The sequence below is a fragment of the Bradyrhizobium liaoningense genome (assembly GCF_018130825.1).
Classification (GTDB): Bacteria; Pseudomonadota; Alphaproteobacteria; order Rhizobiales; family Xanthobacteraceae; genus Bradyrhizobium; species Bradyrhizobium liaoningense_B.
In genome coordinates this window covers 871654-890501 of sequence record NZ_JAFCJS010000003.1, presented here as the reverse complement: position 1 = coordinate 890501, position 18848 = coordinate 871654, and the positions used below count along the sequence as shown (strand labels likewise).

At 65.5% G+C, this 18848-nt stretch carries 22 protein-coding genes; 17 read left to right on the top strand and 5 right to left on the bottom strand.

Annotated features, from left to right (window positions below):
• Positions 1-48 precede the first annotated feature (48 nt).
• The 3 genes from phnD to phnE (JQ603_RS17695) all read left to right on the top strand — a co-directional run bounded on the left by phnD (position 49) and on the right by phnE (JQ603_RS17695) (position 2782).
• Positions 49-984: a phosphonate ABC transporter substrate-binding protein gene (phnD, locus tag JQ603_RS17705; RefSeq protein ID WP_212341282.1), complete on the top strand. Its 936-nt coding sequence runs from the start codon at positions 49-51 to the stop codon at positions 982-984.
• 71 nt (positions 985-1055) lie between these two features.
• Complete coding sequence (gene phnE, locus JQ603_RS17700) at positions 1056-1940, top strand: phosphonate ABC transporter, permease protein PhnE (RefSeq protein WP_212341280.1); 885 nt, start codon at positions 1056-1058, stop codon at positions 1938-1940.
• Between the two features lie 26 nt (positions 1941-1966).
• Positions 1967-2782 carry a phosphonate ABC transporter, permease protein PhnE gene (gene phnE / locus JQ603_RS17695; protein ID WP_245003696.1) on the top strand — a complete coding sequence of 272 codons (816 nt, stop codon included), beginning with the start codon at positions 1967-1969 and terminating at the stop codon, positions 2780-2782.
• A 131-nt stretch (positions 2783-2913) separates the two neighbouring features.
• Here the strand turns inward: phnE (JQ603_RS17695) and phnF are convergent, their stop codons facing one another.
• Complete coding sequence (phnF, locus tag JQ603_RS17690; protein WP_212341276.1) at positions 2914-3642, bottom strand: phosphonate metabolism transcriptional regulator PhnF; 729 nt, start codon at positions 3640-3642, stop codon at positions 2914-2916.
• Positions 3643-3812: 170 nt separating this feature from the next.
• Between phnF and phnG the strand changes: the two genes are divergently transcribed.
• From phnG to JQ603_RS17635, 11 genes are all read left to right on the top strand, one after another.
• Positions 3813-4226, top strand: a complete 414-nt coding sequence (gene phnG / locus JQ603_RS17685; protein ID WP_245003695.1) for a phosphonate C-P lyase system protein PhnG — start codon at positions 3813-3815, stop codon at positions 4224-4226.
• Between the two features lie 4 nt (positions 4227-4230).
• Positions 4231-4839, top strand: a complete 609-nt coding sequence (phnH, locus tag JQ603_RS17680; RefSeq protein ID WP_212341274.1) for a phosphonate C-P lyase system protein PhnH — start codon at positions 4231-4233, stop codon at positions 4837-4839.
• A 4-nt stretch (positions 4840-4843) separates the two neighbouring features.
• Positions 4844-5947 carry a carbon-phosphorus lyase complex subunit PhnI gene (locus JQ603_RS17675; RefSeq protein WP_212341272.1) on the top strand — a complete coding sequence of 368 codons (1104 nt, stop codon included), beginning with the start codon at positions 4844-4846 and terminating at the stop codon, positions 5945-5947.
• On the top strand, positions 5944-6837 hold the full coding sequence (locus JQ603_RS17670) for an alpha-D-ribose 1-methylphosphonate 5-phosphate C-P-lyase PhnJ (protein WP_212341270.1): 894 nt from the start codon (positions 5944-5946) through the stop codon (positions 6835-6837). The genes JQ603_RS17675 and JQ603_RS17670 overlap by 4 nt, the downstream gene beginning before the upstream one ends.
• Positions 6830-7627 carry a phosphonate C-P lyase system protein PhnK gene (phnK, locus tag JQ603_RS17665; RefSeq protein ID WP_212341268.1) on the top strand — a complete coding sequence of 266 codons (798 nt, stop codon included), beginning with the start codon at positions 6830-6832 and terminating at the stop codon, positions 7625-7627. Before JQ603_RS17670 ends, phnK begins: the two co-directional genes overlap by 8 nt.
• A gap of 8 nt (positions 7628-7635) precedes the next feature.
• A complete protein-coding gene (phnL, locus tag JQ603_RS17660; RefSeq protein ID WP_212341266.1) occupies positions 7636-8331 on the top strand; it encodes a phosphonate C-P lyase system protein PhnL in 696 nt (231 codons plus the stop codon).
• A gap of 5 nt (positions 8332-8336) precedes the next feature.
• Complete coding sequence (locus JQ603_RS17655; protein WP_212341264.1) at positions 8337-9494, top strand: alpha-D-ribose 1-methylphosphonate 5-triphosphate diphosphatase; 1158 nt, start codon at positions 8337-8339, stop codon at positions 9492-9494.
• On the top strand, positions 9491-10087 hold the full coding sequence (gene phnN / locus JQ603_RS17650; protein WP_212341262.1) for a phosphonate metabolism protein/1,5-bisphosphokinase (PRPP-forming) PhnN: 597 nt from the start codon (positions 9491-9493) through the stop codon (positions 10085-10087). The genes JQ603_RS17655 and phnN overlap by 4 nt, the downstream gene beginning before the upstream one ends.
• 24 nt (positions 10088-10111) lie before the next feature.
• Positions 10112-10723, top strand: coding sequence for a pyridoxamine 5'-phosphate oxidase family protein (locus JQ603_RS17645; protein WP_212341260.1), 612 nt, complete (start codon positions 10112-10114; stop codon positions 10721-10723).
• Between the two features lie 515 nt (positions 10724-11238).
• On the top strand, positions 11239-11460 hold the full coding sequence (locus tag JQ603_RS17640) for a hypothetical protein (protein ID WP_212341258.1): 222 nt from the start codon (positions 11239-11241) through the stop codon (positions 11458-11460).
• 21 nt (positions 11461-11481) lie between these two features.
• Positions 11482-12435 (top strand): aliphatic sulfonate ABC transporter substrate-binding protein, encoded by a 954-nt coding sequence (locus tag JQ603_RS17635; RefSeq protein WP_212341256.1) that lies wholly within the window; start codon positions 11482-11484, stop codon positions 12433-12435.
• Between the two features lie 15 nt (positions 12436-12450).
• Here JQ603_RS17635 and JQ603_RS17630 read toward each other — a convergent pair whose 3' ends face one another.
• The 4 genes from JQ603_RS17630 to JQ603_RS17615 form a co-directional block, all read right to left on the bottom strand.
• Positions 12451-12954, bottom strand: a complete 504-nt coding sequence (locus JQ603_RS17630; protein WP_212341255.1) for a DUF6496 domain-containing protein — start codon at positions 12952-12954, stop codon at positions 12451-12453.
• Between the two features lie 69 nt (positions 12955-13023).
• Positions 13024-13806: an alpha/beta fold hydrolase gene (locus JQ603_RS17625; RefSeq protein ID WP_212341254.1), complete on the bottom strand. Its 783-nt coding sequence runs from the start codon at positions 13804-13806 to the stop codon at positions 13024-13026.
• Positions 13807-13810: 4 nt separating this feature from the next.
• Positions 13811-15106: an O-acetylhomoserine aminocarboxypropyltransferase gene (locus JQ603_RS17620; RefSeq protein ID WP_212341253.1), complete on the bottom strand. Its 1296-nt coding sequence runs from the start codon at positions 15104-15106 to the stop codon at positions 13811-13813.
• 315 nt (positions 15107-15421) lie between these two features.
• The gene (locus JQ603_RS17615) at positions 15422-16213 is read right to left on the bottom strand and encodes an IclR family transcriptional regulator (protein WP_212341252.1); all 792 of its coding nucleotides are present in this window, start codon (positions 16211-16213) and stop codon (positions 15422-15424) included.
• Between the two features lie 132 nt (positions 16214-16345).
• Here JQ603_RS17615 and JQ603_RS17610 point away from each other — a divergent pair, with 132 nt between their 5' ends.
• The 3 genes from JQ603_RS17610 to JQ603_RS17600 are packed head-to-tail and all read left to right on the top strand — an operon-like array spanning position 16346 to position 18848.
• The gene (locus tag JQ603_RS17610; RefSeq protein ID WP_212341251.1) at positions 16346-17311 is read left to right on the top strand and encodes a Bug family tripartite tricarboxylate transporter substrate binding protein; all 966 of its coding nucleotides are present in this window, start codon (positions 16346-16348) and stop codon (positions 17309-17311) included.
• A gap of 3 nt (positions 17312-17314) precedes the next feature.
• On the top strand, positions 17315-17932 hold the full coding sequence (locus JQ603_RS17605; RefSeq protein WP_212341250.1) for a flavin reductase family protein: 618 nt from the start codon (positions 17315-17317) through the stop codon (positions 17930-17932).
• Positions 17933-17987: 55 nt separating this feature from the next.
• On the top strand, positions 17988-18848 hold the full coding sequence (locus JQ603_RS17600) for a fumarylacetoacetate hydrolase family protein (RefSeq protein ID WP_212341249.1): 861 nt from the start codon (positions 17988-17990) through the stop codon (positions 18846-18848).

Genomic DNA, 18848 nt, shown 5'->3' with positions numbered 1-18848 from the left:
CAGTTGCCAGTTTTGCGTCAACCGACCCCAACCGATGAAGAGGGTATCATGATCACTCGCAGATTAATCCTTGCCGGCGCTGCCGCGCTCGCCTTCACCGCTTCGGCTTCCGCCGAGGACTGGAAGGCAAAGTATCCCGAACTGACCTTAGCGGTCGTTCCGGCCGAAAACGCCTCGGGTGTCACTGAGCGCTGGGCGCCGTTCGTGAGCTATCTTTCCAAGGAGCTCGGCGTGAAGGTCACGCTGCGCATCGCCAACGACTATGCCGCCGTCATCGAGGGCCAGCGCGCCGGCAACATCCAGATCGCCAGCTATGGCTCCGCCTCGTTCGCCCGCGCCCGCCTGACCGGTGTCAAGACCGACGCCTTCGCCAACGACATCAACGCCGACGGCTCGACCGGCTACTACTCGGTGTTCTTCGTCAAGGCGAGCAGCGCCTACAAGAAGATCGACGACCTCAAGGGCAAGAACCTCGGCCTCGTCGACCCGAACTCGACCTCCGGCAACAACGTGCCGCGCTTCGAGCTCGACAAGATGGGCATCCCGGATGCCGACGGCTATTTCAGCAAGGTCGTGTTCACCGGCAGCCACGAGAACGCGATGCTCGCCCTGGCGCAGGGCACGGTCGATGTCGCCGCCAACCAGTGGACCAGCGACGACGATTCCACGCTGGCGCAGATGCTGACCAAGGGCATGTTGAAGAACGCCGACGGCTCGGCGATGAAGAAGGACGATTTCCGGATCATCCACAAGTCGGCGCCGATCATCAACGGCCCCTATGCCTACAACGCGGACCTGCCGGAAGACGCCAAGGCCGCCATCGCCAAGGCGTTCTTCGACGCGCCGGCCAAGGACAAGGCCGCGTTCGACCGTCTCTCCGACGGCCAGAAGAAGGGCTTCCATCCCGCCACCACCAAGGACTGGGATGGCACGATCGAGCTGATCAAGTTCGTCGATGCATTGCGTAAGAAGAAGGCGTCCTGAGTTTTAGGGACGATGCACTGGAGCCGGGTCCCTGGACCCGGCTCTTTCTTTGACCGGACCCTCCTCGACCGATGACGACAGCGGTTTCGATCCTCCCCGAGCAGCAGCTCGCCGTGCTCAATGCTGCCTATCGCGAGGCGGTGGCGCGCAGGCGCCTCCGTCTCCTGTTGGGTATGGCGGTCTTTGCCGCAGCGCTGGCGCTCGCGGCCGTCGGCGCGGAAGTGAACCTGCGCACGCTGTTCACCTATTTCGGCAACTTCATCAGCTATTTCGACCGCATCCTCACGCTCGACAGCGGCCAGCGGGTCTGGACCGATGTCGGCGAGTGGCTGTGGGGCTGGAAGAAATGGCTGAAGATGCTGGGCGAGACCCTGCTCATCAGCTATGTCGGCACGTTGATCGGCGCGACCTTCGCCTTCGCCCTCAACTTCTTCGCGGCTGAAAACACCTCGCCGTCACCCTGGCTGCGCTTCACGGTACGGCGCCTGCTCGAATTCGCCCGCACCGTTCCCGGCATCGTCTTCGCGCTGATCTTCGTGATCGCGTTCGGGCTCGGGCCGATGGCCGGCGTGCTCGCAATCGCGATCCACTCCACCGGCGCGCTTGGCAAGCTGTTCTCGGAGATCGTCGAGAATGCCGACATGAAGCCGGTCGAAGGCATCCGTTCGACCGGCGCGAGCTGGCTGTCCTGCATGCGCTTTGCCATCGTGCCGCAGGTCACCGCCGGTTATGCCAGCTACGCCCTGTTGCGCTTCGAGATCAATGTCCGCGAAGCGTCCGTCATGGGTTTTGTCGGCGCCGGCGGCATCGGCCAGGAGCTCGTCGTCGCCATCCGCAAGTTCTACTACTCCGACGTCAGCGCCATCCTGCTCACCATCGTCGTCACGGTCTTCATCATCGACATCACGACGGGCTGGCTGCGTGGCCGCCTGTTCGGCAAGGAGGCGCGGACGTGACGCCACGGGAGGTCGATCCGCGCGAGATGCGCGCGCGCTACCCCGACGTGTTCGACGGGCCCGCCTCGGCGCGGCTCGCGACCCCGGCGATGATCGTCGCGGCGTTCGCGATCCTCACTTACGGCCTCGTCGATCTCGACTTCTCGCCGTCGCGGTTCTTCGCCGGCCTCAGCCAGCTCGGTTGGATCAGCCTGATGATGATCCCGCCGGATCCCGGCTCCTCGCTGCCGGTCTATCTGAAGGCGCTCGGCGAAACGCTCTCGATCGCGCTGCTCGGCACCACGCTGGCGGCGGTGTTCGCACTCCCGGTGAGCCTGCTGGCCGCACGCAACGTCATCCCCTCGCAGATCGTGCGCTTTCCCGTGCGACGATTCCTCGATTCGATCCGCGGCGTCGACACGCTGATTTGGGCGCTGGTATGGATCAACGTGGTCGGCCTCGGCCCGTTCGCCGGCGTGCTCGCCATCGCCGTGTCGGACTTCGGCGCCTTCGGCAAGCTGTTCTCGGAGGCGATCGAGGGCGCCGACCAGAAGCAGGTCGAAGGCATCCGCGCCTCCGGCGGCAGCGCGCTGCACGAGATCCGCTTCGGCCTGTTGCCGCAGGTCCTGCCCGTTATCGCCGGCCAGGTGCTCTATTTCATCGAGTCCAACACCCGCTCGGCCACCATCATCGGCATCGTCGGCGCCGGCGGCATCGGCCTCCAGCTCGCCGAGCAGATCCGCGTGCTGGAATGGCAGAGGGTCTCGTTCCTGATCCTGATGATCCTGGTCGCGGTGGCCGCGATCGATTTCATCTCGGGCAAGCTGCGCTTTGCGATTATCGGGCGTAGGGCTGTGGCCTGATCACAGGTGCGGTAGGGTGGGCAAAGCGAAAGCGTGCCCACCACTCTTAACGATCGAAAAAAATCGTGGGCACGGCGCGAAGTGCGCCTTTGCCCATCCTACGGCTCCGGTTTCGTGGAGAGAGAAGGCCCCTACGACTCCACCAAAAACTCCACCCGCTCCGCGGCAAACCGCGAATGCTTCGTCACCAGCGGCTTGCCGGCGAGATCGTGGTCGGTGGCATCGACCACCAGGATCGGCCGTCCGAGCGGAAGATCCAGCCGCGCGGCATCGGTGGCATCGACGATGCCGGCGGTGATGCGGGTCGCGCCGCGGCGATAGTCGCGCACGCCGTAATGTTCGAGCAGTTTCGTCATCGAGCGCGTTGCGGCGAACACCTCGCCTGCGCCCGGAAACAGTTCCGCCGACAGCCACGTGGTGGAAACGCAGATCGGCGTGCGGTCGGCAAGCCGAATCGCCTCGATCCGCGCCAGGGGCGCGCCGGTCTTCAATCCCAGCTCGCGGGCGAGCTCGCGCGTCGCGACGTCGTCGGTCGCCTCGATCAACCGGCCATGCGGCTCGCGACCCTCGGCGCCGACGATCTCGGAGAAGCGCGTGCGCGAGCGCAAGGGATAAGCGAGCTTCTGCGCCTCGACATAGGTTCCGCTGCCGCGTTCGGCGCGCACGATGCCGCGCTCGGCAAGGGCTGCCAGCGCGCGCCGCACGGTGTGGCGGTTCACGCGATAGGTTTCGGCGATCTCCATCTCGCCCGGCAGCTTGTCGCCGGCGGCAAAGCGGCCGTCGGCGATGCCGCGCTCGATGCCGTCGGCGACGAGGCGCCACAAAGCGACGCCCGAAGAGGCTGTGTCCTGCATGCTCATGTCGTCGGTCAGCCTAGCCCGAAAATCACATCATTGTCACGAAACAGTCATGGCGCGTCCGTATGAAGTTGTCTATTATCATAGACAACTTGGATTCGACAAGTTCTGTCAAAAGCTCGGTGGATTAGGTGACCCAGCACGATACCCAGCAAGCCCAGCGCAAGGCCGCGATGGCCGTGCTGGCGCACGCGGAGGCGGGCGAGATCGCCGCTCGCCTCCGCGATCTCGCCCTGCCGGCTCATCAGGATCTGCGTTCGCCGGAGAACGGGCTCGTGATGCTGCGCGGCCGGGTCGGCGGAGACGGCGCGCCCTTCAATCTCGGCGAAGCCACGGTGTCGCGTGCGGCGGTGAGGCTCGCGAGCGGCGAGGTCGGTTTCGGCTACACGCTCGGGCGCAACGGCGAGAAGGCGCGGCTGATCGCGCTGTGCGATGCGCTGGTGCAGTCCCGCGATTTCGGCGGGCTGGTCGAGCGCAGCGTTATCGCGCCGTTGCGCGAGCAGCTTATGGTCAGGCGGAAGCGGGCGGCGGAAGAGACCGCCGCGACGAAGGTTGATTTCTACACCATGGTGCGCGGTGAGGGGTGAGATCATGACCACGATTGCGGAATTGCCGCCGGGTTTCGCCGACAAGGTGCTGTCGGCGCAATCGACCTTTCGCTCGGTGATGGACGCGATGGCGCGGCCGGGCTCGGTCCAGCGCATCGTGCCGATGGCGGGAGCGCCCGGAATGATGATGCGCGGCACCGCGGCGATCGCACTGACGCTGTTCGACCATGACACGCCGCTCTGGCTCGATGCGCGGATGGCGGAAAGCTCTGACGTGACCAAGTGGCTGAAGTTCCACACCGGCGCGCCGGTTGTGCAGGACTCCTCGATCGCGTCATTCGCGCTCATCAGCGACGGTAGTGCACTGCCTTCGCTCGAGCGCTTCGCGCTCGGTACCAGCGAGTATCCGGACCGTTCGACCACGGTGATCATTCAGGTCGAAAGCCTGGACGCGGGGCCTGGCTTCGAGCTGCGCGGCCCCGGCATCGACGGCGTCGCGACGCTGCAGGCGTCGATCAAGCCTTTCGATCTGTCCGAGCGCCTGCGTATGAACGAGGCACTGTTTCCGCGCGGCATCGATGTGGTGCTGGTCGCCGATGACGCCGTGGTCGCGATCCCGCGCACCACGTGCGTCGTGAGCAAGGGAAGCTAGAAGCATGTATGTCGCAGTCAAAGGCGGCGAACGCGCCATCGAGAACGCCCATCGCCTGCTTGCCAATGCGCGGCGCGGTGACCAGAGCGTTGCGGAAGTTACGCTCGACCAGATCTCGGAGCAGCTCGGGCTTGCCGTCGACCGCGTCATGAGCGAAGGCTCGCTCTATGACCGAGAGCTTGCGGCGCTCGCGATCAAGCAGGCGCGCGGCGATTTGATCGAGGCGATTTTCCTGGTCCGCGCCTTCCGTGCCACCCTGCCGCGCTTCGGCACCAGCGAGCCGGTCGACACCGGCGCTATGCGGGTGCAGCGGCGAGTGTCGGCGACCTTCAAGGACATTCCCGGCGGCCAGATCCTTGGGCCGACCTTCGACTACACCCATCGCCTGTTCGATCCCTCGCTCGCGGAAGGTTTTGTGCCGGAGACGCCGTCGACGGCCGAAGCCTCGACCGCGCCGACCCCGCGCGTCACCGACATTCTGGGGCGTGACGGGCTGATTGAATCCTCTCCGGAAGCCGAAGAGGGTGCCAGCGTCGGCGATCTCACGCGCGAGCCGCTGAATTTTCCGGCCGACCGCGACCTGCGCCTGCAAAACCTTGCGCGCGGTGACGAAGGTTTTCTCCTCGCGATGGGCTATTCCACCCAGCGCGGCTATGGTCGCAATCATCCCTTTGTCGGAGAGATCCGCTTCGGCGAGGTCGAGGTCGAGTTCTCCGCGGAGGACGTCGGCTTTGCCGTGCCGCTCGGCGCGATCGAGCTGACCGAATGCCAGATGGTCAACCAGTTCAAGGGCTCGGCGACCGAAGCGCCGTGCTTCACCCGCGGCTATGGCCTCGCCTTCGGCCAGAGCGAACGCAAGACCATGTCGATGGCACTGGTCGATCGCGCGCTGCGCGCCCGTGAGCTTGGCGAGGAGGCGCTGGCCCCGGCGCAAGATGAAGAATTCGTGATGTCGCATTCGGACAACGTTCAGGCCACCGGCTTCGTCGAGCACCTGAAGTTGCCGCATTATGTCGACTTCCAGTCCGAGCTCGGCCTCTTGCGCAAGCTGCGCAAGGAATTCGCCGATGCCAATGCGCCTGATGCCATGAAGGAGGCCGCGGAATGAACGCGCCCGCCTACAACTTTGCCTATCTCGACGAGCAGACCAAGCGGATGATCCGCCGAGCGATCCTGAAAGCCATCGCGATCCCCGGCTATCAGGTGCCGTTCGCCAGCCGCGAGATGCCGATGCCCTATGGCTGGGGCACCGGCGGCGTGCAGGTCACCGCTGCGATCCTGGGGCCCCAGGACGTGCTGAAGGTGATCGACCAGGGTTCTGACGACACCACCAACGCAATCTCGATCCGCAAATTCTTCGCCAAAACCGCCGGCGTCGCCACGACGACCGCGACGGACGAGGCAACGGTGATCCAGACCCGTCACCGCATCCCGGAGACGGCGCTGCACGCGAATCAGGTGCTGGTCTATCAGGTGCCGATCCCGGAGCCGCTGCGCTTCCTGGAGCCGCGCGAGACCGAGACGCGGCGCATGCATGCGCTCGCCGAATACGGCCTGATGCATGTGAAGCTCTATGAGGACATCGCCCGCTTCGGCCACATCGCCACAGCCTACGCCTATCCTGTGAAGGTCAACGCGCGCTACGTGATGGATCCGTCGCCGACGCCGAAATTCGACAATCCCAAGATGGACAATTGCCCGGCGCTGCAATTGTTCGGCGCCGGCCGCGAGAAGCGCATCTATGCGATTCCGCCTTACACCCAGGTGGTGTCGCTCGATTTCGAGGATCACCCCTTCGAACCCTACCGCTTCAACGCGCCCTGCGCGCTGTGCGGCGCGGAAAACTCCTACCTCGACGAGATCGTCACCGACGACAAGGCCGGGCGCATGTTCGTCTGCTCGGACACCGACTATTGCGAGGGCCGCCAGGCCGCCGGTCATCACGGCAGCCTCAGTGCTGCTCCCTACAAGGAGAAGGCGGAGGCCTCGAATGGCTGATCCCGACATGCTCGACAACGACGAGCCGCTGCTGGTCGCAAAATCCCTCAGCAAGTCTTTCGGCCGCATCGCCGCCTGCCGCGACGTGTCGTTCTCGCTCTATCCCGGCGAGGTGCTGGCGATCGTCGGCGAATCCGGCTCGGGCAAGTCGACGCTGCTGCAGATGCTGTCGGGCCAGCTCGCGCCGAGCGCGGGGCGTGTGTCCTACCGGATGCGCGACGGCGTCACCCGCGATCTCGCGACGCTGGGCGAGGCCGAGCGACGCTTCCTGTTCCGCACCGACTGGGGCTTTGTGCATCAGGATCCCGCGCAGGGCCTGCGCATGGCGGTCTCCGCCGGCGCCAATGTCGGCGAGCGGCTGATGGCGGTCGGGTGGAATCACTACGGCCGCATCCGCGACACCGCGTCCGACTGGCTCACCCGCGTCGAGATCGACACAGCGCGCATCGACGATGCGCCGCGCACCTATTCCGGCGGCATGCGCCAGCGTCTTCAGATCGCCCGCAACCTCGTCACCGAGCCGCGGCTGGTGTTCATGGACGAGCCGACCGGCGGACTTGACGTATCGGTTCAGGCGCGCCTGCTCGACCTCTTGCGCAGCCTCGTCGCCGAGCTGAACCTCGCCGTCATCATCGTCACCCACGATCTCGCGGTCGCGCGCCTGTTGTCACACCGCGTCATGGTGATGAAAGGCGGCCGCGTCATCGAGACCGGCCTCACCGACCAGGTGCTCGACGATCCCCGCGAGCCCTATACCCAGCTCCTCGTCTCCTCGATTCTGCCGCCATGAGTTTTCCGATGACCGCCATGATCGACGTCGCCGATGCGCAAAAGACCTTTACGATGCACCTGCAAGGCGGCATCGAATTGCCCGTCGTCAGCGGGGTGACCTTCCACGTCAACCCCGGCGAATGCGTCGTGCTCTCCGGCCCATCAGGTGCCGGCAAATCGTCGATCCTGAAGATGATCTTCGGCAATTATCGCTGTGATAGCGGCCGCATCGGCATCCGCCATCGCGGCGCGGTGGTCGATCTCGCCACCGCCGAGCCGCGGCAGGTGCTTAACATCCGCCGTTCCACCATTGGCTATGTCAGCCAGTTCCTGCGCGCGGTGCCGCGCGTTGCGACCATCGATGTCGTCGCCGAGCCGCTGATCGTCAATGGCATGAGCCGGGCCGATGCGCAGCAGCGTGCAGGCAGCCTGTTGCACCGTCTCAACATCCCCGAGCGGCTCTGGCAGCTTCCGCCCGCCACCTTCTCCGGCGGCGAGCAGCAGCGCGTGAACATCGCGCGCGGCTTCATCTCGGACCTGCCGATCCTCCTGCTCGACGAGCCGACCGCCTCGCTCGATGCAGCCAACCGCGCCGTCGTGGTCGACCTGGTCGCCGAGAAAAAGCGCCAGGGCGTTGCCATGGTGGCCATTGTCCATGACGACGAAATCCGTCATCTGATTGCCGACCGCATCGTCGACGTCACCAGCTTTGCCGCCGCCTGAAGGACATGGAAATGAAGCCGAAGGACACAGTGATCGCCAACGCCAGGATCGTGCTGGCTGACCGGGTGATCGAGCAGGGCTGGCTCGCTCTTGCCGACGGACGCATCGCCGAGATCGGTGACGGGACTGCGCCGGCGGGCGCCGAGGATGCCGGCGGCGATTTGATCATGCCCGGCCTGATCGAGCTCCACACCGACCATCTCGAAGCGCATTACGTGCCGCGGCCAAAAGTGTTCTGGAATCCGGTCGCCGCCGTCATTTCCTACGATGGCCAGCTCGCCACATCAGGCATCACCACCGTGTTCGATTCGCTCCGGGTCTGGCGCGAGGACGGCGCGGAGGAGGTCGATGGCCGCGCCGGCGTGCTCGCCGCCGCCATCACCACCGCGCGCGAGGCCAGCCTGCTGCGCGCCGACCACTTCCTGCATCTGCGCTGCGAGATCCCGATGCCGAGCGTGGTCGAGGAGGCCAAGGAGTTGATCGACCGTCCCGACGTCAAGCTGATGTCGCTGATGGACCACACGCCCGGCCAGCGCCAGTTCCGCGACGAGGTCAAGCTGCGCGACTATTATCGCGGCAAGGGCGGCGGCAAGACTGATGCCGAGCTCGACGAGCTGTTCGCAAAGCGCTTCGAATATCAGAGACTCTATGCAGCGGCCAACATGCGCGAGATCGTGGCGCTGGCGCATGAGTACAAGATCCCGCTGGCGAGCCACGACGACACCACCGAGGAGAACGTCGCGGATGCCGTACGCGATCGCGTCTCGGTCGCTGAGTTTCCGACCACACTGGAAGCCGCGCGCGGCCTGCACCAGGCCGGCATCGACATCCTGATGGGCGCGCCGAACGTCGTGCGTGGCGGCTCGCACTCCGGCAACATCGCCGCGGTCGACCTCGCCCGCGAAGGCCTGCTCGACATCCTGTCGTCGGACTACATTCCGTCCAGCCTGCTCATGGCGGCACTGCAATTGCCCGAGCATGTGCCGGCGATCAGCCTTCCGGCTGCGGTTCGCACCGTCACGAAGGCGCCCGCCGAGGCGGTCGGCCTCACCGACCGCGGCGAGGTCGCGACCGGCAAGCGCGCCGACCTGATCCGCGTGCATGTTGCCGGCCACGTTCCCGTGGTCCGCAGCGTCTGGCGCGAGGGACAGCGCGTCGCATGAGCGAGACCGTGACCACGGCCGAAGGCGAGGCGGGTGCGATCGGCCCCGGCCGGCTCGTGCTCGTGGTCGGTCCCAGCGGCGCCGGCAAGGACACGCTGTTGCGGCTGGCGCAGGCGGCCTGCAGCGACGATTCCGACATCGTCTTCCCGCGCCGTATCGTGACGCGCGCCTCCTCCGCCGATGAGGACAATATCGCGGTGAGCCCCGACGACTTCCACCGCGCACGTGAGCACGGCGATTTCGCCGTGCACTGGGAGGCACATGGACACGCCTATGCGTTGCCGCTCGAGATCAACGATGACATCCGCGCGGGTCGTGCGGTCGTCGCGAATGTCTCGCGCACCGTGATTGCCGCGCTGCGCCAGGCCTATGCCAATGTCGTGGTGGTTGCGATCACGGCACCGCCGGACGTGCTGGCGCAGCGGCTCGCCGCGCGCGCCCGGCACAGCGACGGCAATATCGCGGAGCGGCTGTCGCGCAGTGTCGATAACGCGTCGGCGCAGGCCGATGTCACCATCCTCAATGCCGGCAGCGCGGACTATCACAGCCGCCAGCTCGTGCGCGTGATCAGGAATGAAGGCTGGCACGAATAGCCGGCGCAACCAGGAGAGAGTGGAATGACGGTGATCGAAACGGTCGAACAGCTCGAAGCCATCTACGGTACCGTTGGTGACGCCTCGACCGTGAAAGTCGCCGACCACGTCACCCCGCTCTACCGCATCTTCATCGAGAAGGCGCCGTTCGCCGCGCTCGCCACCATCGGGCCGGAGGGCATCGACTGCTCGCCGCGCGGCGATCTGCCCGGCTTCGTCCGTATCCACGATCCCAAGACGCTGATGCTGCCGGACCGCCGCGGCAACAACCGGGTCGATTCCCTGCGCAACATCGTGCGCGACCCCAGGGTCTCGCTGATGTTCCTGATCCCCGGCTCCGGCAACGCCGTCCGCGCCAACGGCCGCGCGCATCTCTCGGTCGATCCGGAACTGCTGGCCTCGTTCAAGGTCGAGGGCAAGGCGCCGCGCAGCGTGATGGTGATGAACGTCGAGGAAATCTATTTCCAGTGCGCCCGCGCCATCGTCCGCTCCGATCTCTGGAATCCCGACAAGCGCGTCGATCCCAAGACGCTGCCGACGCCCGGTCAGATCCTCGCCGAGATGAGCCAGAACAAGGTCGGCGGCGCGGAGTACGACCGCATCTGGCCGGAGCGGGCTGCCGCGACGATGTGGTGATCTTTCTTACCCTCTCTCCTTGTGGGAGGGCTCGCCGCAAAGCGGCGAGACGGGTGAGGGATCTGCGCGAGTCCGGAATCGTAGGGTGGGCAAAGGCGCACTTGCGCCGTGCCCACGAAGTCTCACCAATCACACGCAAATGGTGGGCACGCTTCGCTTTGCCCACCCTACGGCTCCGCGGCTCGCGCGCGTTGAACTCATCGCGAGATGAATCCGTCTGTCAGTGCTTGCGGCGGGAGAAGCGCCCAAGCGCAGCGGTCGCAAATATGGATAGCCATTTCATTGACCAATCGGGCCAACCGCTCGATATTCGCAGCATCGAAACTGCTCCTTGAGCCCAAGCCGCACCATGAGAACCGACCACCAGCGCAGTCAGAACGACATGCAGGCATGCATGACGCGGCGCTGTTTCTCGGCGGCAACGGGCGCCTGTTGTTGTTGCTGACGGTCTCCTAGCAGCATCTCACACCGAAAATCCAAAGACAGGAACGCCGAATTCCGGCGAACGAGCAGTCATGTCCCATACCCAGTCCAACGCCTACATCATCGAGATCCACGATCGCGCCGCCGGCATCATCACGAGGGATGAGCGCGGCTTCCGCTTCTTCTCCTCCGAGCGCCTGTTCGACAGCCTCGAAGGCCGCCAGTTCCGTTCGGCCCGCGAGGCCGAGCGCGCCGCCCGTGCCGTGTTCTCCGAGCGTAGCCGCCGCGCGAGCTCGCAACTCTTCGCCAACTGACCCCAGTGAAAGGACCGCGATATGATTAGCCGACGACACATCCTTGCAACGACGCTCCTGCTCGCTACGGCCCTGGCTGCACCCGCGCACGCCGAGGACAAGCCGGCGGAAATCCGCATCGGCACGCAGAAGGGCGGTTTCTTCCCGGCGGTGCGTCAGCGCCAGACGCTCGAGAACGCCTTCAAGCCACTGGGCATCGAGATCAAGTGGGTCGATTTCCAGTTCGGTCCGCCGCTGCTGGAGGCCATCAATGTCGGCAGCGTCGATTTCGGCTATGTCGGCGACTCCCCGCCGATCTTCGCGCAGGCCGGCGACGCCAAGATCCGCTACGTCGCCGCGGTGAAATCCGACGGCAACACCCAGGCGATCATCGTGCCGAAGGACTCAGCCATCAAGACGCTGGCTGATCTCAAGGGCAAGCGCGTCGCCTTCGGCAAGGGATCGAGCGCGCATAATCTCCTGGTCGCGGCGCTCGAAAAGGCCGCCCTGTCCTGGTCCGACATCACGCCGGCGCCGCTTGCGCCTGCGGATGCGACGGCCGCCTTCGTCAAGGGCTCGGTCGATGCCTGGTCGATCTGGGATCCGTATCTGGCGCTCGCCGAGTTGAAGGAGAGCGCCCGCGTCATCGCCTTCGACAAGGACGTGCACAAGCCGAACGCGTTCTACATCGCCAACACGGACTTCGTGGAAAAATATCCGGCGCTGGTCGCGAAGCTCAACACGACCTTCGCGTCCGAAGGCGTCTGGGCCAACCAGCACCACGAGGACGTCGCCAAAGCGCAGGCAGACGCGACCGGCGTCGACATCGAGGCCGTCAGGCGTTTCGTGGATCGCTCGAATTTCCGCGTCGTGCCGCTGGATTCAGAAATTATCGCAAGCCAGCAGGCGGTCGCCGATCGTTTCGCAAAGCTCGGTCTGATCCCGAAGCCGGTCAATGTCTCCGACATCGTCTGGAAGTGGACGCCGGGCTCCTGAAGCCTGTGCGACTGATCAACTCCGGCGGCGCGCCCGGGTGCGTGCCGCCTTCGTTGCGGCGGCGGAGCGGACCTTCGATCCCTTGGTTTGGCTCGCTTTCCGCGCGGCGGCCGAGCGGGACGCTGCGGTTCGGCGGCGTGCGGCCCGCTTGGCCTGCTTCGACAGCGCGCCGCGCGATGCGGTCGACCGCGGCTCCTTCTTCAACACGCCTTCGACGGCGCGCGACACTTTCGGCCGACGCTTTGGCGTGCGTTTGCCCTGGCCGACCTCGTAAGCGTATTTGGCGCTGCGGCGCGTCGCCTTCTTGGTGCGTCCCTTGCGCGGTGGCGGAAGATCGACGCCGGCGCGACGCGCCTCGGAGAGACCGATGGCGATCGCCTGCTTGGTCGAGCGCGCGCCGTGCTTTCCTTTCCGGATCCTGTCGATCTCGTCTTTGACGAATTCGCCGGCCTGCGTGCTGGCCGACTTGCCGGCGCGCTTGTCCTGCTTCGCTTTACGAATGACTTCCTGTCTTGGCATGGGTCGAGTTCCCCTTCTTGAGACAGAGGGATGTCTGACCGCAACGCGCAAGGCAGGAGATCGATCCGCTTAGTTCCTCAGCGCCGCCAGCAACTCGTCGGGGCGCTCGGCCATGATCATGTGGCCGGCGCCGGGCACCACGACGGTCTTCGCATGCGGGATCGCGGCCGCAAGCGCCTTGCCGGCCTTCGCCGGTGTCATCATGTCCCGCTCGCCGAGAATGAGCGTCGTCGGTACCTTCACGCTCGCCGCGGCGGCAAGCGCGTTCGCGTAGGCATTGCAGGCCGACAGATCCCTAAACAGCACGCCAGGCTCGCAGGCCTTCAGCACCGCCTGCGCGCCGCCATGCATCCACAGACCCGGCGCGAGGCTGCCGCCGAGCTCGGCATTGAAGCCGAGGCCCCAGATCGCGACCATGTCGTTGGCATCCTGCGAGTTGGCCTCGGCAGCCTTCAACAGATCCGGGCCGACCGTCATGGTCGCGGCAGTGCCGATCAGGCTGAGCGCGGACACCTTGTCGGGGTGCCGCGCGGCGGTCTCCAGCGAGATCAACGATCCCATGGAGTGGCCGATCAGATGCGCCTTCGCAGCTCCGGCCGCATCGAGCAGCGCCGCGGTCCAGTCGGCCATCTCTGCAATGCTGCCAAGCGAGGGGCCTGCCGAGCGGCCGTGGCCGGGCAGGTCGGGCGCGAGCACGGAAAAGCCGTGATGGGCGAACCAGCGCGTATGCAGCGCCCAGGTCGAATGATCGAAGCCGGCGCCGTGGATGAAGACCACCGCGGGCAGCGACTTGTCGAAGTCGCGGCCGCCGGTTGCGACAAACACATCGGTGCCGTTGACGGAAAGCTTCATGGTGTCAGGCCTTTTGCGAGATGCGCAGCGCTTGGTTGAGGTCGTCGATGATGTCGGTGGCCGTCTCGATGCCGACCGAGAGCCGCACCAGCTCCTCGCCGATGCCGGCCGCCTTGAGCTGTTCGGCGTCCATCTGCTGATGCGTGGTCGAGGCAGGGTGGATCACCAGCGTCTTGGCATCGCCGACATTGGCGAGATGGCTGATCATGCGCAGCGTCTCGATGAACTTGCGCCCGGCGGGCCTGCCGCCCTTGATGCCAAAGGAGATGATCGAGCCCGCACCACGCGGCAGCAGCGTCTTGACGAGCTGATAGTCCGTGTGGTCCTCGAGCGAGGGATGCAGCACCCAGTCGACGGCCTTGTTGGCCTTCAGCGCCTCCAGCACGGCGTACGTGTTCTGCATGTGGCGGTCCATGCGCACGCCCAGCGTCTCGACGCCTTGCAGAAGCTGGAACGCATTGGTCGGCGACAGGCAGGCGCCGAAATCGCGCAAGCCCTCGGTGCGTGCGCGCATGATGAAGGCGGCGGTGCCGAACTGCTCGTCGAAGACGATGCCGTGATAGCCGCCATAGGGCTCGGTCAGCACGCCGAATTTGCCGGAGGCGCGCCAGTCGAACCGCCCGCCGTCGACGATGGCGCCGCCAATCGCGATGCCATGGCCGCCAATCCATTTGGTCGCCGAATGCATCACGATGTCGGCGCCCAGCTCGATCGGGCGGCTGAGATAGGGCGTGGCAAAAGTGTTGTCGATCAGCAGCGGAATCTTTGCCTTATGCGCGATCGCCGCGACCTTGGGAATGTCGAGCACCTCGAGGCCGGGATTGCCGATGGTCTCGCCGATCACCAGTTTCGTGTTCGGCTTGATCGCGGCGCGGAACGCGTCGAGGTCGCGCGGCTTGACGAACGTCGTGGTGATGCCGAAGCGCGGCAGCGTGTGTGCCAAGAGGTTGATGGTGCCGCCGTAGAGCGAGCTCGACGCCACGATATGGTCGCCGGCACTGAGCAGCGTTGCGATGGCCAGATGCATTGCGGCCTGGCCGCTCGCCGTGCAGATCGCGCCGACGCCGCCCTCCAGCGCCGCGAGCCGCTCCTCCAGCACGCCGGTGGTCGGATTGGAGATGCGCGTATAGATGTGGCCGGCGCGCTCCAGGTTGAACAGCGCGGCGGCGTGGTCGGAATCCTGGAACACGTAGGACGTGGTCTGGTAGATCGGCACCGCCCGGGCGCCGGTCGTGGGATCCGGATGCTGGCCCGCATGCAGGCTCAGGGTCTCGAAGGCAGGCGGTTTTGGCGCGGGCATGCGTGGCCTCGTTGGTCGGTCGGTAAGGGTGGCCGTTGTGCCATAAAAACGTGTGCGAAGTCAGCCATTGACAGTGCGATGACAGTGCGCTGCTTGCTTGCGGCAGAGCTATCGCATGTGAGCTTGGCGGGGCCTGAGCGAGCGCCTCGTCCTTCGAGACGACCGCTCCGCGGTCTCCTCAGGATGAGGCTGAGCGGCAGCTTTGCCTGTGAAAATTGCTGCCACGCACTCAGTCCTCATCCTGAGGAGCCCGCAAAGCGGGCGTCTCGAAGGATGGCCGTATGCGGGCTCGCGCTGCACGCGGGAGAGGTGAAGCTAACCCCCGATCGCCTGCTCGATGATCCGCGCCTCTCGCAGCAAAATCTCCGCAACCTCCTGCTCGCGCCTTGGCCCGAGCCTCGTGCGAACGGCGGAGACGGTCATCGCCGCGGCGGGCTGCCCGTCCGGGGTCTTGATCCAGGTCGAGATCGATTTGGTGCCCTGCACGAGGCCGATCTCTCTCATGCCGTATCCCAGCCGTCGCGCGGCGGTGACCTCGCCGAGCACCGTTGCGACATCGGTCCGGTAGGCCTCGAACCGCTTCTCGTTGGCCGCGACGATTTTTCGCGCCTCCTGCGCCGGCATCGCGGCGAGGATGGCGACGCCCGCGCTGGAGACGCCGAGCGGCCGGCGCGCGCCGACCTCGATCGACAGCACCTGGATCGGATAGATTCCGATCCGGCGGTCGACGCACAGCGTGTCGTTGCCGGTGCGCACCGTCAGGAACAGCGTGTCGCCGATCGCGGCGGATGCGCGTTGCAGCGAGGGATTGGCGGCGATCAGCAGCCGCGACGGCCGGGGACGCGCCAGCGCGAGCTCCGGCACCTGGTTGCCGATCGCGTAGCGGCTGGTGCGCTCGTGCCGCTCGACGATGCCTTCCTCGATCAGCACGTGAATGATGCGGTGCACGGTCGGACGGGTGAGACCGGTGGTCCGCACCACCTCGGCCAATGGCACACCGTCCTCGCGGCCTGCGGCAAGAATGCGCAGCACCGCGAGCGCGCGCCGGATCGCCTGCGCGCCCTGCCGCGGTTCCATGGCGTTGCGGGCTATTCTGGTTCTGTCCATAATATGGACAAGAACGCCACAATTCACTCGACAGGTAAAGTGCGCATCTGGAGATTGCGCCGCGATCGGGATGCCGTGCGCGACGTCATCGGCACTCGATACTGGAATTGGAAGCGCTGCTGGGAGGTTAACATGAGATTAATCTGGATTGCCATCGCTGCTGTGGCCGCGATGCTGGCAGGACCCGCCTCAGGTCAGCAATGGCCCGCCCGCAGCGTCAAGCTCATCGTGCCCTATCCGGCCGGCGGCAATGTCGACAGCGCCGCGCGCATCATCGCCGACAAGCTCCAGGAAAAGCTCGGCCAGCCCTTCATCATCGAGAACAAGGCCGGCGCCGGCGGCATGATCGCGGGCGAAGCCTTCGCGAAGTCGGCGCCCGACGGCTACACGCTGTTCGTCGGTGCCAACGGCCCGGTGCTGTTTGCGACCGAGATCAACAAGCGCGACGCCTACAACTGGAAGAAGGACTTCCTGCCGATCTCGACCATCTCGATGACGCCGCTGGTGCTCGAGGTGCATCCGTCGGTGCAGGCCAGCAACTTCAAGGAATTCATCGACCTCGCCAAGCGCGAGCCCGGCAAGCTGACCATGGCCTCGCCCGGCCCGGGCACCACCAACCATCTGCTCAGCGAGCTGATGCAGTCGAACCTCGAGCTGCAATGGGTTACCGCGCACTACCGCGGCAATGCGCCGGCGGTCAACGATCTGCTCGGCGGCCAGGTGCAGTTCGCGTTCGACCAGCTCACGGTCAGCCTCCAGCACATCAAGGCCGGCCTGTTCCGCGCGCTGGCCGTCACCTCACCGCATCGCCTGAAGTCGCTGCCTGACGTGCCGACCTTCGTCGAGCTCGGTTACAAGGACTTTGATGGCCAGACCTTTACCGGCCTGTTCACCCCCGCTGGCACGCCGGCGCCGGTCGTGGACAAGCTGCACGAAACGCTGGTCGCGATCCTGAAGGACCCCGGCGTGGTCGACAAGTTCGAAAAACTCGGCGGCGAAGCAACAGTGATGACGCCGGACGAGTTCAGGGCCTATCTCGAGCGCGAGGACGCCAAGTGGATTCCGGTCGTGCGCAAGGCCAACATCAGGGCTGAATGATCGATGCGGATCGACCCCACTGAGCTCGGCGCCGAGCGCATCTACCGCCTGATGACCGGCATCGTGGTGCCGCGCCCGATCGCGTGGGTCACGAGCCTGTCGAGCAAGGGCGTGCTCAATCTCGCCCCGTTCAGCGCTTTCACCTTCGTCTCGCAGAAGCCGCCGATGCTCGCCATCAGCGTCGGCCGCAAGGGCGCCGACTATAAGGACACCGCGCACAACATCCTCGACACCGAGGAATATGTGATCCACATCGCTGATACCCCGCTGATGAAGGCGGTGCATTACAGCTCGATTGAGCATCCGCCTGAAGTCAGCGAGGTCGCAGAGCTGGGCTTGGAGACGATCGCAAGTGAGCGCATCAAGGTGCCGCGGCTTAGCGCGGCGCCGGTCGCGATGGAGTGCCGCTTTCGGCAGTGCCTCGAATTCGGCGACGCCAAGAGCCGGCTCATCGTCGGCGAGGTCGTGATGTTCCACTTGCGCGACGGTCTCGTCAACGACGGCAAGGTCGAGACCAAGGCGCTCGACCCGATCGCCCGCATCGGCGGGCCGCGCTACGCCACCCTCGGCGAGATCGTGACGCTCAACACCGTTTTCCAGACTCCCAAATCGAAAGACTGAGTGCGCGGGCCGGTCATCCCGCCCAGCCGCCTCAAGATCATTGGAGGAATTGACGATGCGACTCCTGAGCTATCTCCTGGATGGAGCGCCGCGCTATGGCGCGGCCGTGGAAGGCGGCGTGGTCGATCTGACCAGCCGGATCGGCCGCGACTATTCGGACGTGAAGGCGCTGATCGCGGCGAATGCGCTTGCCGATGCGAAGGAAGCTGTCGCCGGACAAAAGCCGGACCATGCGCTGGACAAGCTCGTCCTGCTGCCGCCGGTGCTGGCGCCTGAAAAGCTCTGGTGCATCGGCGTCAACTACGCCGAGCGGAACGCGGAATATAAAGACAATTCGGACCTGCCCAAGTATCCCAGCCTGTTCGTGCGCAGCATGTCGTCGATGACCGGCTCCGGCCAGTCGCTGGAGAAGCCGAAGGTTTCGGAGCAGCTCGACTATGAAGGCGAGCTCGTCATCGTGATCGGGCAGGGCGGCCGCCACATCCCGCGCGAACAGGCTTGGTCGCACATCTTCGGTATGACCTTGTGCAACGAGGGCACGATCCGCGACTGGCTGCGCCACGGCAAGTTCAACGTCACGCAAGGAAAGAACTTCGATCGGTCCGGTAGCATCGGTCCGTGGATCGTCACGGCGGACGAGCTCGACCCGCGCGGGCCGCATGACATCGTCACGCGCGTCAATGGCGAGGTGCGGCAGCAGGACACGACCGAGCGGCTGATGTTCCCGTTCGATTTCATCATCTCCTATCTCTCGACCTTCGCCACGCTGAAGCCCGGCGACATGATCGTCACGGGCACGCCGACCGGCGCGGGCGCGCGCTTCGATCCGCCGCGCTGGCTGAAGGTCGGCGACGTCGTCGAGGTCGAGTCCAGCCGCATCGGCGTGCTGCGCAACACCGTCGCCGCGGAGCGATAA